The 15,493-nt window shown below is 30.2% G+C and carries 14 protein-coding genes, 1 pseudogene and 4 riboswitches; of the genes and pseudogenes, 11 read left to right on the top strand and 4 right to left on the bottom strand.

Annotated elements, in window-relative coordinates; genetic code table 11:
• Positions 1 to 88: 88 nt before the first annotated feature.
• From J418_RS0111550 to J418_RS0111535, 4 genes are all read left to right on the top strand, one after another.
• On the top strand, positions 89 to 643 hold the full coding sequence (locus J418_RS0111550; RefSeq protein ID WP_017895636.1) for a rubrerythrin family protein: 555 nt from the start codon (positions 89 to 91) through the stop codon (positions 641 to 643).
• Between the two features lie 190 nt (positions 644 to 833).
• Entirely contained in the window at positions 834 to 1,211 is a 378-nt protein-coding gene (locus J418_RS0111545) for a phage holin family protein (RefSeq protein ID WP_017895635.1), read from the top strand.
• A 171-nt stretch (positions 1,212 to 1,382) separates the two neighbouring features.
• Entirely contained in the window at positions 1,383 to 1,826 is a 444-nt protein-coding gene (locus J418_RS0111540; protein ID WP_017751340.1) for a bacteriohemerythrin, read from the top strand.
• Between the two features lie 14 nt (positions 1,827 to 1,840).
• The gene (locus J418_RS0111535; RefSeq protein WP_017895634.1) at positions 1,841 to 3,679 is read left to right on the top strand and encodes a MutS family DNA mismatch repair protein; all 1,839 of its coding nucleotides are present in this window, start codon (positions 1,841 to 1,843) and stop codon (positions 3,677 to 3,679) included.
• Positions 3,680 to 3,728: 49 nt separating this feature from the next.
• Here J418_RS0111535 and rbr read toward each other — a convergent pair whose 3' ends face one another.
• Positions 3,729 to 4,313: a rubrerythrin gene (gene rbr, locus J418_RS0111530; RefSeq protein ID WP_017751342.1), complete on the bottom strand. Its 585-nt coding sequence runs from the start codon at positions 4,311 to 4,313 to the stop codon at positions 3,729 to 3,731.
• 199 nt (positions 4,314 to 4,512) lie between these two features.
• Positions 4,513 to 4,682, top strand: a riboswitch (Lysine riboswitch).
• A gap of 93 nt (positions 4,683 to 4,775) precedes the next feature.
• Here rbr and J418_RS0111525 point away from each other — a divergent pair.
• The 5 genes from J418_RS0111525 (at position 4,776) to nifB (ending at position 10,888) form a co-directional block, all read left to right on the top strand.
• Positions 4,776 to 6,218: an amino acid permease gene (locus J418_RS0111525; protein WP_017895633.1), complete on the top strand. Its 1,443-nt coding sequence runs from the start codon at positions 4,776 to 4,778 to the stop codon at positions 6,216 to 6,218.
• Positions 6,219 to 6,296: 78 nt separating this feature from the next.
• Positions 6,297 to 6,403, top strand: a riboswitch (SAM riboswitch).
• 80 nt (positions 6,404 to 6,483) lie between these two features.
• Complete coding sequence (locus J418_RS16180) at positions 6,484 to 6,642, top strand: YezD family protein (protein ID WP_017751344.1); 159 nt, start codon at positions 6,484 to 6,486, stop codon at positions 6,640 to 6,642.
• Between the two features lie 130 nt (positions 6,643 to 6,772).
• Positions 6,773 to 8,239: a nitrogenase component 1 gene (locus J418_RS0111515; protein WP_017895632.1), complete on the top strand. Its 1,467-nt coding sequence runs from the start codon at positions 6,773 to 6,775 to the stop codon at positions 8,237 to 8,239.
• Position 8,240: 1 nt separating this feature from the next.
• The gene (locus tag J418_RS0111510; RefSeq protein ID WP_017895631.1) at positions 8,241 to 9,569 is read left to right on the top strand and encodes a nitrogenase component 1; all 1,329 of its coding nucleotides are present in this window, start codon (positions 8,241 to 8,243) and stop codon (positions 9,567 to 9,569) included.
• Positions 9,570 to 9,673: 104 nt separating this feature from the next.
• Entirely contained in the window at positions 9,674 to 10,888 is a 1,215-nt protein-coding gene (gene nifB, locus J418_RS0111505) for a nitrogenase cofactor biosynthesis protein NifB (protein WP_017895630.1), read from the top strand.
• Between the two features lie 160 nt (positions 10,889 to 11,048).
• Here the strand turns inward: nifB and J418_RS0111500 are convergent, their stop codons facing one another.
• From J418_RS0111500 to J418_RS0111490, 3 genes are read right to left on the bottom strand one after another with little or no spacing between them, the layout of a single operon-like run.
• The gene (locus tag J418_RS0111500) at positions 11,049 to 12,002 is read right to left on the bottom strand and encodes a PLP-dependent cysteine synthase family protein (RefSeq protein ID WP_017895629.1); all 954 of its coding nucleotides are present in this window, start codon (positions 12,000 to 12,002) and stop codon (positions 11,049 to 11,051) included.
• Between the two features lie 29 nt (positions 12,003 to 12,031).
• Entirely contained in the window at positions 12,032 to 13,171 is a 1,140-nt protein-coding gene (locus tag J418_RS0111495) for a bifunctional cystathionine gamma-lyase/homocysteine desulfhydrase (protein ID WP_017895628.1), read from the bottom strand.
• Between the two features lies 1 nt (position 13,172).
• Positions 13,173 to 13,805, bottom strand: coding sequence for a class I SAM-dependent methyltransferase (locus J418_RS0111490; protein WP_017895627.1), 633 nt, complete (start codon positions 13,803 to 13,805; stop codon positions 13,173 to 13,175).
• Between the two features lie 568 nt (positions 13,806 to 14,373).
• Positions 14,374 to 14,484: riboswitch (SAM riboswitch) on the top strand.
• 119 nt (positions 14,485 to 14,603) lie between these two features.
• On the opposite strand from J418_RS0111490, the pseudogene J418_RS17095 reads away from it, so the two are divergent.
• Positions 14,604 to 14,731: pseudogene (locus tag J418_RS17095) on the top strand (DUF2292 domain-containing protein).
• 127 nt (positions 14,732 to 14,858) lie between these two features.
• Positions 14,859 to 14,966: riboswitch (SAM riboswitch) on the top strand.
• A gap of 277 nt (positions 14,967 to 15,243) precedes the next feature.
• Positions 15,244 to 15,493 (top strand): PLP-dependent transferase (locus J418_RS15635; RefSeq protein WP_035123934.1); only part of this gene is annotated, 250 nt, incomplete at its 3' end.

Genomic DNA, 15,493 nt, shown 5'->3' with positions numbered 1-15,493 from the left:
AGTTTATTTGTAAATATTTTAAAGACATAATCGTAAAGTGTGAATAATATTTATTCCAATACACAATATTATAATGAGGTGATAATATATGTCATTAAAAAATGCTATGACTGCAGATTTTCTCCGTTCAGCTTATGGAGGAGAAAGTATGGCTCACATAAGATATTTGGTATGGGCGGAAAGTGCAGAAAAAAATGGTTTTCCAAACATAGGTAGATTATTTAGAGCTATTTCCTATGCAGAATGGGTTCATGCGAGAAACCATTTTAATGTTTTAAAAGATCAAGTTGGTGATGCTACAGTAGCCGCAGGTGGAGTGTTTGGATTAACTAATATAGTTGAAAATCTCCAAGGAGCGTTTGATGGAGAAGTTCATGAGATAGATCAAATGTATCCTGTATATTTAGAAACTGCTAGATTTCAGGGAGAAAAAGATGCAGAAAGATCATTTCATTATGCTCTTAGTGCAGAAAAAGAACATGCTAAATTATTTAAGAAAGCTCAAGATTTAGCAAAACAAGATAAAGATACAGACAATAGTAAAATATATGTCTGTCCAATATGTGGTTTTACAGTAGAAGAAGAAGCACCGGAAAAGTGCCCAATATGTGGAGTTAAAAAAGATTTATTTAAAGAATTTTAAAATAGCATATTAGTTAAAGTATAAAAAAGGTATATATTTTTAAAAGAGTTTATGTGCCTTTTTTATAATAAAAAATTTTTTTATGAATAAATATTTTTTTGAATTTAGGTAAAGCTATAATTATCACAGCTATTTAATATAAATAGTATGTTTGTATCTAGATTATAACATATAGTGAGGAGTGATTAGTATGAACGATACCAATAATAATACTAATGATAATGGGCAAAAAGGATCTTCAATATCCAGATATCTTTTAAGATTAGTTTTTACTGTAATAATATTGGCTATAACATCTTTTTTAACACCAGGTTTTTCTATAGTGGGATTATGGTCATATATAATAGCAGCTGTAGTAATAAGTGTAGTGGATTATCTCATAGAAAAATTTATGGGAGTAGATGCATCTCCTTTTGGTAAGGGAATAAAAGGATTTATTGTTGCAGCCATAATATTATATTTAGCTCAATTTATAGTTCCTAATATGTCAGTAACTATAATTGGAGCTATAATAGCCGCTTTAATTATTGGAATATTAGATGCAATATTACCAAGTGCTGTTATGTAGAAAATAGTTCTAACTATAATGAAATTTTAAGATATAACTATTAAAAGTTCGTATTATAAATAAAGGCGATATTTAAATTTTATAATTTAGATATTGTCTTTATTTTTGTATTGTATTATTATGATATAATTTATTTATTAAAGTTTATTATAATATAAGGAGTATGATAATATGTTCGAGTGGAAGGATAAATACAGTTGTGGAATAAAAAGAGTAGATGATGAACATAAAAAGTTATTTGAGATTGGACAATCGATATATAGTATGATAAAAAAGGAAGATAATCAAATATTTTATATAGATGAAATTTTAGATTCTATTGATGAACTCAGAAAATATACTATATATCATTTTGAAGATGAGGAAAGATTGATGCAGCTATATGAATATCCTGGATATAAACAACAAAAATTAGTTCATGACAAATTTATTGAAAAAATTGAGAGTATAGATGAAAGTGATATAGAAAAAAATCCTGAAGAAGAAGTTATTAAACTTTTAGATTTTGTATACAAATGGATAAGTGAACATATATTAGGCATGGATTTGAAACTAAAAGATTATTTTGACAATTTAAGACCGTCTAAGTTGGTAAAAAACACAAAAAAATTTTAGAAGAGGTTAAACAATTGAAAAATATAAGAGATATCTATACTAGAAGAAAAAATCATTATAATTCACTATTAAAAAGGCAAAATAAATATATTAAACTTGTCAGTAGATTTAGATTAGCTGTATTTTTATTAGGAGTAATTGGTACTATATATTTATATACAAGACACTATATTTATATGAGTTTAAGTTGTTTTCTTGTATTTTTAATATTATTCATAGTATTCGTAAAAATACATGAAAGGTTAAATAAAAACTTAAAGTTTACTGAAAAGCTTAGTAGTATAAATAAGACTTGCATTGATAGAATAGATGGGAAATGGAACAAATTTAAAGAAAATGGAAAAGAGTTTAAAGACGAAAATCATGCATATAGCTATGATTTGGATTTATTTGGTGAAAATTCTATCTTTCAATGGATAAATACTACTGAAACTTATCTAGGAAAGAAAAAGTTGTTTGAAATATTGACATCTAAACCAGATACTAAAAACACTATAATAAAAAGACAAAAAGCTATAGATGAGTTATCAAGTAAAATAAAATTTAGACAAAGATTACAGGCAGAAGGATATTTTGCAAAAGATGATGAAAATAAGTTGGAAAGTTTAATTAATGTTATAAAGCCTTTAGATAATAGTATTTATAGTAATGGATTTATAATTGCATTATTTAAGATACTTCCTGTTATAATAATAGGATCCCTTGTTATGACTTTCGTGTTAAAAATATTTAGCAGTTATATTGGATACAGTACAATTTTGATATCCATATTAATACTTTTTATAGGTTCTAAAAATAGATTTAAACAGCTTGATACAGTTTTTAAACTTAAAAAAGGTATTAAAGCTTATGAAAGCATGATAAATATTATATATAACACTAATTTTAGTTCACAATATTTAAATCAAATTAAAACTGTTTTTAAAAATGACAATACTAAGAAGAAATCAAACAAAAAAAGTAATTTTAGACAGATGACTGAACTTACTAAAATAGCTAATAATATCTCAGATAGAAGAAATATGGCATATATAATTTTAAATATATTGTTTTTATGGGATTATCAATGTATGTTCGCTATTGAAAAGTGGAGAAGAAAAAATGGTCCATATGTATATAGTTGGATTAATGCAGTTGCTGAAATTGAAATGCTATCCAGTCTTTCTGTTATAAATTTTGATCATTCTAATTGGACTATACCTAAGATTTATGATGAATCACTTAAAATTAGAGCTAAATCTATGGCACATCCACTTATTAGAGGAAAGGCTATAAGTAATAATTTAGATATAGACAGCAATTCCAGAGTACTTTTAATTACTGGATCAAATATGTCAGGAAAAAGTACATTTTTGAGGACAACAGGAGTAAATTTATTGTTGGCATATTTAGGTACTCGTGTGTGTGCAGAGTATTTTAATTGCTCTATAATGAACTTATATACATGTATGAGGATAAGCGATAATTTGGAAAAAAATATTTCATCTTTTTATGGAGAAATCATTAGAATAAAATCTATAGTGGAAGCTGCTAAAAGGGGAGAAAGGATATTTTTCCTGTTAGATGAAATATTTAAAGGAACTAATTCGATAGATAGGCATACAGGTGCTAAAATACTTATAAATGAATTAAAAAGTTTAAATACATGTGGTATGGTATCTACTCATGATTTAGAATTGTGTGATATGGAAAATGAAGATAATGGTCATATAAAAAATTATTATTTTAGGGAATACTATAAAAATAATAAAATATTTTTTGACTATAAACTTCAAAGAGGTATATCAAAAACCAGGAATGCACTGTATCTAATGAAAATGGCAGGTATAGATATTCCAGATACAGAATATTAAAAAGTCGGGTGAAAATAATTTTCCCGACTTTTTAATAAAAATTTTTTTATTAGAAGTTGTCTGCGAGCAATTCAAAATATGATTGAGGATGAGCACAGGCAGGACAAGCCTTAGGTGCACAAGTGCCTTCATATATATATCCACAATTACTGCATTTCCATTTATATACTTTGTCTTTAGTAAATACTTTACCTTCTTCTATATTTTTAAGAAGAGCTTTATATCTTTCTTCATGATGTTTTTCAACTTCAGCAATCTTCCTAAATACCGTAGCTATAACAGGAAAACCTTCTTGATCAGCAACTTTTGCAAATTCAGGATATAATTGAGTCCATTCTTCATTTTCACCATCTGCAGCTGCTTTTAAATTTAATTTTGTGTCTCCAAGAGCTACTGGGTAAGAAGCATTTATTTCTACCGCTTCACCACATAAATCTTCATTTGCAAATTTAAAAAATCTCTTTGCATGTTCTTTTTCATTTTCAGCAGTTTCTAAAAATATGTTGGCTATTTGAACATACCCTTCCTTTTTTGCTTGAGAAGCATAAAAAGTGTATCTATTTCTAGCTTGTGACTCCCCAGCAAAAGATTTCATTAAGTTTTCTGCAGTCTTTGTACCTTTTAAAGATCCCATAAAATACCTCCTAAAAATATTTTGTTAATTTATATTACTAACTAATATTTTATATTCAATAAAAATTTGATTATTCCTGCTTAAATTTAAAAAAAGTTGAAATAAAGATTGAAAAAAGAATCTTAATGATAAAAATTGTATTTGCCTAAAATATATTGACTAATACCATCTTATAGTTCATAATATATACATAATTGTATAATCGGATAGAGGTGCGATATTTATAAGTAGAATGGTGGAGGTGAGCACTATGAAACCGTTTGAAAGGAGATATTGCCGAAACTTATAGTAAGGCTACTTTATTATAAGTTGGTTATATATATAATATATATATAACTGTCACATAAGATGTGGGGAGCTATCAAACGTTGAAGTAATTATATTATACTTTATGCGCCTTGAGTTATGCTCAAGGTATTTTTATTTTGTCTTAAAATATTAAGAAACATTAGGAGTGGTAAAATGCAAAATACTTTGGAAGAATCAGATAATAATTCACATAAGCTGAAAAGAGGGCTTAAAGCTAGACATATGAATATGATTGCTCTTGGAGGTTCTATTGGTACAGGCATATTTTTGGCTTTGGGAGATACTATAAAACAAGCCGGTCCTGGTGGAGCAATAGTGGCTTACTGTTGTATAGGAATAATGGTTTATTTTTTAATGACAAGTCTTGGAGAAATGGCAACCTTTATGCCTGATTCAGGATCTTTTGGAACTTATGCAACTAAATTTGTTGATCCAGCTTTAGGTTTTGCTCTAGGGTGGAACTATTGGTATAATTGGGCTATTACAGTAGCTGCAGAGATGGTAGCAGGAGCATTAATAATGAAATTTTGGTTTCCTTTTGTTCCATCAGTAATATGGAGTGTTTTATTTCTATCACTTATAGTAATATTAAATTTATTGTCTGCAAGGGCTTATGGTGAGTCTGAATTTTGGTTTGCAGGAATTAAAGTAGCTACTGTTATAGTATTTTTGGTAACAGGAGTTGCGATGATAGTTGGGATTTTTAATGGAAATCCAATAGGACTTAAAAATTTTACTATTGGTGAAGCACCTTTTGTAGGAGGCCCTAAATCTATATTTTTAGTATTTTTGATTGCAGGGTTTTCATTTCAGGGTACAGAACTTATTGGTATTGCTGCAGGAGAGAGTGAAAATCCAGAGAAAACTATACCTAAGGCAATAAATACTATATTTTGGAGAATAATACTATTTTATCTTGGAACCATATTTGTAGTTGGTGCATTAATTCCATATACCAGGGCAGGAGTTCAAACCAGCCCATTTACTATGATATTTCAAAAAGCAGGAGTAGCTGGGGCAGCTTCACTTATGAATGCAGTCATATTGACTTCTGTATTATCTTGTGGTAATTCAGGATTGTATGCTTCTACAAGGATGCTGTATTCTATGGCAAACGATAAAAAGGCTCCTAGAATTTTTGGAAGAGTTAATACAAAGGGTGTTCCTGTAAATGCAGTTATACTAACAACAGTAGTAGCTTCTGCCTGCTTTTTAACAGGATTGTATGCCGAGACTTCTGTTTATGTGTGGCTTGTAGCAGCTTCTGGGCTTTCAGGATTTATAGCATGGCTTGGAATAGCAATATGCCATTATAGGTTTAGAAAAGCTTGCATAGCTCAACATAAAGATATGAGTATTCTCAAATATAAGGCAAAATTATTTCCACTAGGACCTATAATTGCATTTTTACTTTGTGCAGTTGTAATATTGGGACAGGGTATTACGTATTTTCAACAGGCAAAAATAGACTGGGGAGGAGTAATATCTTCTTATATAGGACTTCCTATATTTTTGTTACTATTTATAATATATAAGAAAAAATTCAAGACAAAAATAATTAAATTAAGAGATGTAGATTTTAAAAAAATCATGTAGAATTGTATAAAAAATAATAATGATATATTGACAACTTAAAGTTTATTGATTATAATATAAATTATAAAATTTATATTAGTCTTATCAAGAGAGGCGGAGGGAATGGCCCTATGATGCCCAGCAACCTGAATGAAATTTTAATTCAAGGTGCCAATTCCTACAGGAATATACCTGAAAGATGAGAGAATAGAAAATTACCTTCTTTGCATCTATCAGCAGGAAGGTTTTGTTTTTTGAGTCCTTATCTATAAAATGAGGAGTGATAATGGTGGATAAGAAAAAATTATCTACTGGTATTTCGCAAAAAGATTTAAACAGGTTACTGGAAATGCTTAAAGTAATGAAGTATGGTTCCATAACCTTAGTTGTTCAAGATGGTAGAGTAATACAGATAGAGAAAAATGAAAAAGTTAGATTGGTGTAAATATATAATATTATTATATTAGTTGACCAGATAAACTGGAGACTAAGCGAGTCATTGTTATTGTGACTTATGCTTGGTCTTTTTTTATTTTTCTTATCAAAGGTAAATTGAGTATTAGGAGGGAATTATTTTGAGTATTAATATAAAATCACCAGAGGTAAAAATCAGAGAAAATAGACTTGGTTCGATTACTGGGTTTTCAGGAAGTGCATCTGAATTATGTGAAATGTCTAAAGGAAAAAGGTTGTGTGATAGGAAGCATTCTTTTAGCCAATGCCTTGGATGTAGCTCAGGACAGGCACTGTGTCAGTTGGTTATGATACAAGATGCGGTTGTGATAAATCATGCACCGCTTGGATGTTCAGCAGATTTTTCAGATTTTAATTTTACAAACAGAGTTGGACAGAGAAAGAGAAATTTCAAACCTAAAAATGCTAGATTATTAAGTACAAATTTGGATGAAAAAGACACTATATACGGTGGAGGTGAAAAACTAAAGGCTACAATAAATGAAGCTTTTGAAAGATTTAATCCTAAAGCAATTTTTATAACAGCTTCTTGTGCATCAGGTATAATAGGCGATGATATAGATACAATAGCTCAAGAAGCAGAAAAAAAGCTTAAGATACCAATAGTATATATTCCTTGTGAAGGTTTCAAATCAAAAATATGGACAACTGGTTTTGATGCCGCCTATCATGGAATAATTAGAAAGATAGTAAAACCGCCTGTTAAAAAAAGAAAAGATTTAATAAATGTAATTAACTTTTGGGGAAGTGATATTTTTACTGGTCTTTTTGGAAAAATAGGATTAAAACCAAATTATATTGTTCCTTTTTCTACAATAGATCAGCTTCAAAAGATATCGGAAGCTGCAGCTACCGTTCAAATATGTCCTACTCTTGGCACCTATTTGGCAGCTGCTTTGGAACAGGAATATGGAGTACCTGAAGTAAAAGCTCCACCTGCATATGGAATAAAAGGAACAGATGAGTGGTTTAGAGAACTGGGCAGAATAACTGATAAAGAAACTGAAGTTGAAGAACTACTTAAATCTGAAAAAGAAAGAATATATCCAGAACTTGAAAAATTGAGAAAAAAGTTAAAGGGAAAAAGAGCATATGTTACAGCTGGAGCAGCTCATGGGCATAGTTTAATAGCACTTTTAGAAGATTTGGGCTTGGAAGTTGTTGGTGCCTCAATATTTCATCATGATCCTTGCTATGATAATAGATCTGAATCAGGCAAAAGTTTGGATCATGCAGTTAACACATATGGGGATATTAAAAATTTCAGTGTATGTGACAAACAGGCTTATGAACTTGTGAATTCACTTAACAGACTGAAACCGGATATTTTTATTGCACGTCATGGTGGTATGTCTATATGGGGTGCAAAACTTGGAATACCTACATTTTTAATGGGAGATGAGCACTTTGGATTAGGATATCAAGGATTGATAAATTATGGAAATAAGGTTTTGGATGTACTTGAAACTCCAGAGTTTGTAAAGAATATTTCAGCCCATGCCAAATTCCCATATACTGATTGGTGGTTTAAACAAAGACCTGATACTTTTTTAAAGGAGGGCAAGTAATATGCTAAAAATAATAGAACAACCCAGACATTACTGCACTCTTGGAGCTCAGCAATCTGTAATTGCCATAAAAGGTGCAATGCCAATACTTCATTCTGGACCAGGATGCGGCGTAAAATTATTCAGAGGACTTAGTACCGATTCAGGATATCAGGGAACAGGATATTCAGGAGGTGGCGTAATTCCGTGTACAAATTCTACTGAAAAAGAAGTAGTATTTGGTGGCAGCAAGAGATTGAAAGAAGTTATTGATGGAACACTAAAAGTTCTAAAGGGAGATCTATTTGTAGTATTAACAGGCTGCACATCTGACATAGTTGGAGATGATATAGGCCAGATAGTTGGAGAATATAAAAAAAATGGAGTACCAATAGTTTTTGCGGAAACAGGAGGATTTAAAGGTACTAATTTTAAGGGACATGAATTGGTATTAAAAGCTATTATAGATCAATTTATTGGAGACAGAAAGCCAAAAATTAAAAAAAATTTGGTGAATGTTTTTGCTTCAGTACCATTTCAAGATAGCTTTTGGGCGGGAAATTTAAGTATAATAAAGCATTTATTAGAAGGAATAGGTCTGGAAGTTAATATATTATTTGGACCTGAGTCTGGCGGAGTAGAAGAGTTGCAAACAATACCTGATGCTGAATTTAATATAGTAGCCTCACCATGGGTTGGAGTGGAAACAGCAAAATTATTGAAGCAGAAATATGGAACTCCATATTTGCATTATGCCGTTCCACCTATAGGAGCTAAGGAGACAAGTAAATTTTTAAGATCAGTTAAAGAATTCGCAGATCTGGACAATGATGTAGTAGAAAATTATATTAAGAAAGAAGAGGACAAATTCTATTATTATTTAGAAAGAGCTGCAGATTTCTTTTTGGAATTTAGATATAGTATACCAGACAGGTTTTTTAATATAACAGATTCATTTTATGCTCTTGGAATTAGTCAATTTCTATTGAATGAACTTGGAATTGTTCCTGGAGAGCAGTATATAACAGATGATGTTCCCAAAAAATATCAGGAGTATATAATAGAAAAGTTTAATAGCTTATCAGATACTAGAGATTTTAAAGTGTTTTTCGAGGTTGATTCAGGAAAGATCCATCAGAGATTGAGAGAATATGATGTTGGAACCCATATACCTTTAATATTAGGCAGCTCATGGGATAGAGACATAGCTGATGAGATTAATGCATTTAAAATTAATATATCTATTCCAATTATGCATAGATTGGTATTAAATGGGGGATATTTAGGGTATAATGGAGGTATGCGACTTATTGAGGATATATATGGCAATATATTAGAAACGTACAAATAAAATTAGCTATTAGTTGATCAGAAATCTGAAGGCTAAGGTAAATTTATTTAATTTACCTTGGCCTTTTTTATATTTTTTTATATATGGAAGGAGAAAATAAGATTATGAGTATAGACATTGCAAGTCCAATAAAAAGTATAGAGAAGAGAACATTAAGTCATCCATGCTACAATTGTATTGCACATAAATATGCAAGAATGCATATACCAGTAGCACCTAAATGTAATGTTAGTTGTAATTTCTGCAGCAGAAAATACGATTGTGTAAATGAAAGTAGACCAGGAGTTACCAGTCAGATTTTAACACCTGAAGAAGCTAGAGATAAATTTAATATAGTAAAAGAAAAAGTAAAGAATTTAACTGTAGTTGGCATAGCAGGACCTGGAGATCCACTTGCCAATTTTGAAGAAGTTAAAAAGTCTATAGAATTAATAAAAGAAGAATCTCCTGATATTACTTTTTGTTTATCTACTAATGGCTTGATGCTTCCTTTTTACGCTGATGAAATAGTGAAATTGGGAATAAGTCATGTTACTATAACTATAAATGCAGTAGATCCTAAAATAGGAGGTAGAGTTTATAAATTTATCAATTACTTAGGGAAAAATTTTTCAGGGGAAGAAGCTGGAGATATAATATTAAATAATCAACTGTCTGGACTAAGATATATCTCGCAAAAAGGGATTATATCTAAAGTAAATATTGTAATGATAAAAGGTATTAATGATACACATGTTCCTGAAATAGTTAAAAAGGTAAAAGAGTGTGGTGCATATATGACTAATATCATACCTCTCATTCCAATTCCAGGTACAGTATTTGAAAATTTGCCTGCTACAGATGAAAAAGAATTAAATAACATGAGAAAAAAGTGCCAGCTGGATTTAAAACAAATGTTCCATTGTAAGCAATGTAGGGCAGATGCCATAGGAACTTTAGAAAATGATATATCTAAGAAATTTAGAAACAATAAAAATAATTATAGAATTGCAGTTTCAAGTAAAACAGGAGTGAATATAGATCAACATTTTGGACATGCATCAGAATTCTATATATATGATGTAATAAATGGACAGATCAAATTTAAAGAAAAGAGAAATGTAAATAAATACTGTAATGGTATAGAAGACTGTGAAAAACAGGAAGATAAAATATTGGATATTATAAAGACTATAGAGGATTGTAATGCAGTTCTAGTATTGAGAGCAGGTTTTGAGCCTGCAAATAGGCTAAAGAAAAGTGGCATACGAATATTTCAGATGTATGATGAAATAAATAGTGGAATAGAAAAGACTGTAAAATTGCTGGAAAACAACTAGAAAAGTAACTAGAAAAGTAATGACCATTGTTTTGCGTAATAAGCAAATCCATGGTCATTACTAATTCATCCGAATATAAAAAATATAACTGAAAATAAAAATTTTCAGTTATATAAAATTAAATCAAATCTATTTTACAAATGTTTATATTATCATTCTATTAAGGGTTTCTAGATAAAGTCTTATTTCCATTTTCAGATATTTGTGAGTAAAGATTCTTGCTGAAATATCTATCTCCTCTATCTGGGAAAACAGTTACTATATTTCCACTATCTATAGTATCAGCTAATTTCAATGCTGCTGCTAATGCTGCACCAGAGGAGGAACCGACTATGAGACCTTCTCTCTTAGCTAATTCCCGTACCATAATAAAAGCCTCATCATCATTTACTTTTATAACTTTATCTACCAGATTCATATTCATGGTATCAGGTACAAAATCATTTCCTATACCTTCAATTGCATATTTTTCTTCAGTTCCACCTCCTAAAGTGGAACCTTCTGGATCAGCTAAAATAGCCTTTATAGCATTATTTTGTTCCTTTAGATACTTTACTATGCCAGTAAATGTACCTCCACTACCAGCACCGGCTACAAAATAATCTATTTTGCCATCTAATTGTTTATATATTTCAGGACCTGTTGTAAGATAGTGTGCCTTAGGATTGTCCTTATTTTGAAATTGGCCTAAAGATATAGAATTTGGTATTTTCCCTAGAAGTTCCTGAGCTTTTTCTATGGCTCCTCTCATTCCTTTTTCTTCTGGTGTATGCACTATTTCTGCACCAAGAGCTTTCATAAGCACTTGTTTTTCTATAGAAAATTTTTCCGGAACGGCAAATATAACTTTGTAACCTTTATTTAGCGCTCCAAGTGCAATTCCAAGGCCCGTGTTTCCTGCAGTAGCTTCTACTATGGTATAGCCATTTTTTAATCTATTACTTTTTTCTGCCTCGTCTATCATATATGCTCCAATTCTATCTTTTACACTTCCTCCAGGATTAAAATTTTCAAGCTTTGCATATATATTAACTCCAGCTTTTAATTTAAATCTACTTATTTTTAATACTGGAGTATTTCCTATCATCTCTTTTATATCATTAAAAACATCCATAAAAGTAGTCTCCCCTTAATTTTATAATATTATAATAGTTTAATTGCAGATGTTAAATCCTCTATCAAGTCTTCTTTATTTTCTATTCCCACTGATAATCTAGCTAGATTATCTACTATTCCAACCTTTTGCCTTATTTCATATGGTATAGCAGCATGAGTCATACTGGCGGGATGGCACATTAATGATTCTACTCCACCAAGACTTTCACCAAATGTTATAAGTTTTAACTTTTTGAAAAAGTCATTTATATTGATAGTGTCTTTTAATACAAATGAAATTATTGCACCATATCCTTTTGCCTGTTTCTTTTGTATATCATGTCCTATATGACTTTCAAGTCCTGGATAATACACTTTTTCTACAAGTGGGTTTTCATTTAAAAATTTTGCTATATATTGGGCATTTTCTTCATGTCTGTCCATCCTAACAGATAAAGTTTTTATTCCTCTTATTAAAAGCCAACTGTCAAATGGATTTAATATTCCACCTGTGGAATTCTGTATAAAGTGAAGTCTTTTTGATAAATCTTCATTATTTACTACAACAAGTCCTGCTACTAGATCACTGTGTCCTCCTAAATATTTGGTGGCACTGTGAATTACTATATCTGCACCAAGTTCTATAGGTTTTTGAAGATATGGAGTCATGAAAGTATTATCTACAATTGTAAGAAGTTTATTTTTCTTGGCAATCTGTGATATCTTTTTTATATCAGTTATTGTCATGAGGGGATTAGTTGGTGTTTCAATATATATTGCTTTTACATCATCTGTAATACTATCCTCGACATTTTTTATATTGCTCGTATCAACTAATTCAAAATTTAAATTAAAATTTTTAAATACCTTGGCCAGTACTCTGTAAGTTCCACCATAAACATTATCTGACAGTATTATTTTATCGCCGCTTTTAAATAACGTTAGTACTGCTGTTATAGCTGCCATACCTGATGCAAAGGCAAGACCACTGTATCCAGCTTCAATATCTGATATTAATTTTTCCAATGCTTCTCTAGTTGGATTTCCAGTTCTTGAGTATTCATAACCATTATTTTCTCCCAAACCATTTTGTCTATAGGTAGATGTTTGGTATATGGGTACGCTAACTGCTCCTGTCTGTTTATCTCCATCTATTCCTCCGTGTATTAACAATGATTCAATATTCATTTTATATCTCCTTTCGTATACCTCTTGCCATAAATATTCCTGTTTCTGTATATTCTCCCTTGCTTGAATATCCTTTGCATTTTAATCCAGTACTTTTTATAATTATGTCTGAAAATCCAGCTTTTTTTGCCCAGCTATTTATTTGTTCATTAGAGAAACCGAGCCATTCATCATGCATTTCAATTTTTGCCCACTCTCCATTGTGCTGTTCAACATCACATATAACAAAAGTACCATTCTTTTTTAAAACTCTGAAGAGTTCTTTAAAAGCACCTTCTGCATCTACTACATGGTGAAGTGCCATGTTTATGAATACAGCATCTATTGATTCATCAAAAAGTGGTAGATTTGATATAGATCCTTTTATTGGATATATATTTTTAATTTCTCTATTGACAGTAGAATTGTGGAGTTGTCTCAACATGTTCTTTGAATTATCTATAGAGAATACAAGCTTTGCATCTGTAGAAAGTGCAAGTGAAATAAATCCAGTACCGCATCCTAAATCAGCACAAATCTTGTCTTTTATATCAAACTGTGAAAGAGCTATATATTTTAATTTATCTTCAAAATACTCTTCTCGTATTACATTCCATTTATCTGCAATCGAATCAAAATAGCCTATAGAATTCATAACTATTCCTCCTATTTAAATGATTTTAAACTTTAATAATAAAAATGGTCCTTAGATTCCGGATTCCAAAAACCAAAAAACCTTCTGCCTCAATTCAGAGGCAGAAGGTTACTTCCGCGGTTCCACTCTGTTTATAATATATAACATGATAATATGGAATAATTAACATGAATATAATACAACTCTTGTTTTGGTACAATCATACCTCAATGCTTTAACGGGCATACCCGCTGAAGTCTACTAAACTTCAATTCAGTACTCAAGGATGCACTTCAATCAGTATTGGCTAAGATATCCTTTCACCCAAGGGAAATCCTCGCTTATAGTCAAATACTAATTTACTCTTCCTATCATCGCAATAATAAATATTTGCTGTGATTAATTAATATTTATAATACTATAAAAAAATCATTTAATCAAGAATAATTTAATAATTTTTTTATTTAATATTAAACACTTGATTTATAATATTCATATGGAAAAAATATGTGAAGATAAAATATTTAAAAATTTTTTATTGACAAATAAATTAAAAAACAGTATAGTAATTATAAATTAAATACGGAAAATCTTATCAAGAGAGGTAGAGGGACTGGCCCAATGATGCCCGGCAACCTGAATATATGTTTATTGTATTCAATGGTGCCAATTCCAGCAGTTGAAATCTGAGAGATGAGAAAAAGTTTAAACCTTTTTGTACTCGTCTACATAAAGGTTTTTATATTTCTTTGAATATGTAAAATTGGAATATATAAGGGGGATCATGAATTGGAAAACAAAAAAAATTTACGCTCTAGTATTTTAAAAAAAATGTCAGTGAACTGCTTTCTATACTCGGGGAGATAAAATATGGTTCTATAACTATGGTAATTCAAGATGGAAAATTAGTTCAAATAGAAACAAAGGAAAAAATCAGATTAGTATAAATTTTTAATTATTATAGAAATTAATATACAATATACTGATAATTAAAAACATTAAAAAAATTATAAAAATTATCTTGACATATTAAATAAAAGGTTGTATAGTGTAATCATAAATTAAATATGAAAGTTCTTATCGAGAGAGGCAGAGGGACTGGCCCGATGATGCCCGGCAACCTGAATATAGAATATTCAACGGTGCCAATTCCAGCAGGTAATAAAACCTGGTAGATGAGAGACAATAGGATATTGCTTCCTACAGTTTCTCTGTAGGAAGTTTTTATATTTCTTTAATAAATTATAAATTTAATTATTTTATAAATTGAGAAAGGAGAATTATATATGTCAGAATACATAAAATATTGCCAAAAATGCATATTTTAAAGTTATTACGTCAAATGAAGATTGGATGTGATTATGGTGAAAACAGTATTTAAAAATTGTTAATTGCTTATTATATAGAATAATTAAAATTAAGTCATATAAATATTAATTAAATGAAGGAGAGATTAATTATGAGTGAAGAGAGAAAATATAGTTTTGAAACATTACAGGTACATGCAGGGCAGGTTCCTGATCCGGCAACAGGAGCAAGAGCAGTTCCAATATATCAGACTACTTCCTATGTTTTTAAGGATGCAGATGAGGCAGCAGACTTTTTTCAATTAAAAAGACCGGGGAATGTATATGGAAGAATAATGAACCCGACTGAAGATGTTTTTGAAAAAAGAGTGGCAGAGCTTGAAGGGGGAGCTGCGGGACTGG

Origin of the sequence: Clostridium tyrobutyricum DSM 2637 = ATCC 25755 = JCM 11008, assembly GCF_000359585.1 — a bacterium.
GTDB classification, from domain to species: domain Bacteria; phylum Bacillota; class Clostridia; order Clostridiales; family Clostridiaceae; genus Clostridium_B; species Clostridium_B tyrobutyricum.
Note: the sequence above shows the minus strand (reverse complement) of the source record. Positions and strands in the feature narration are given on the sequence as shown.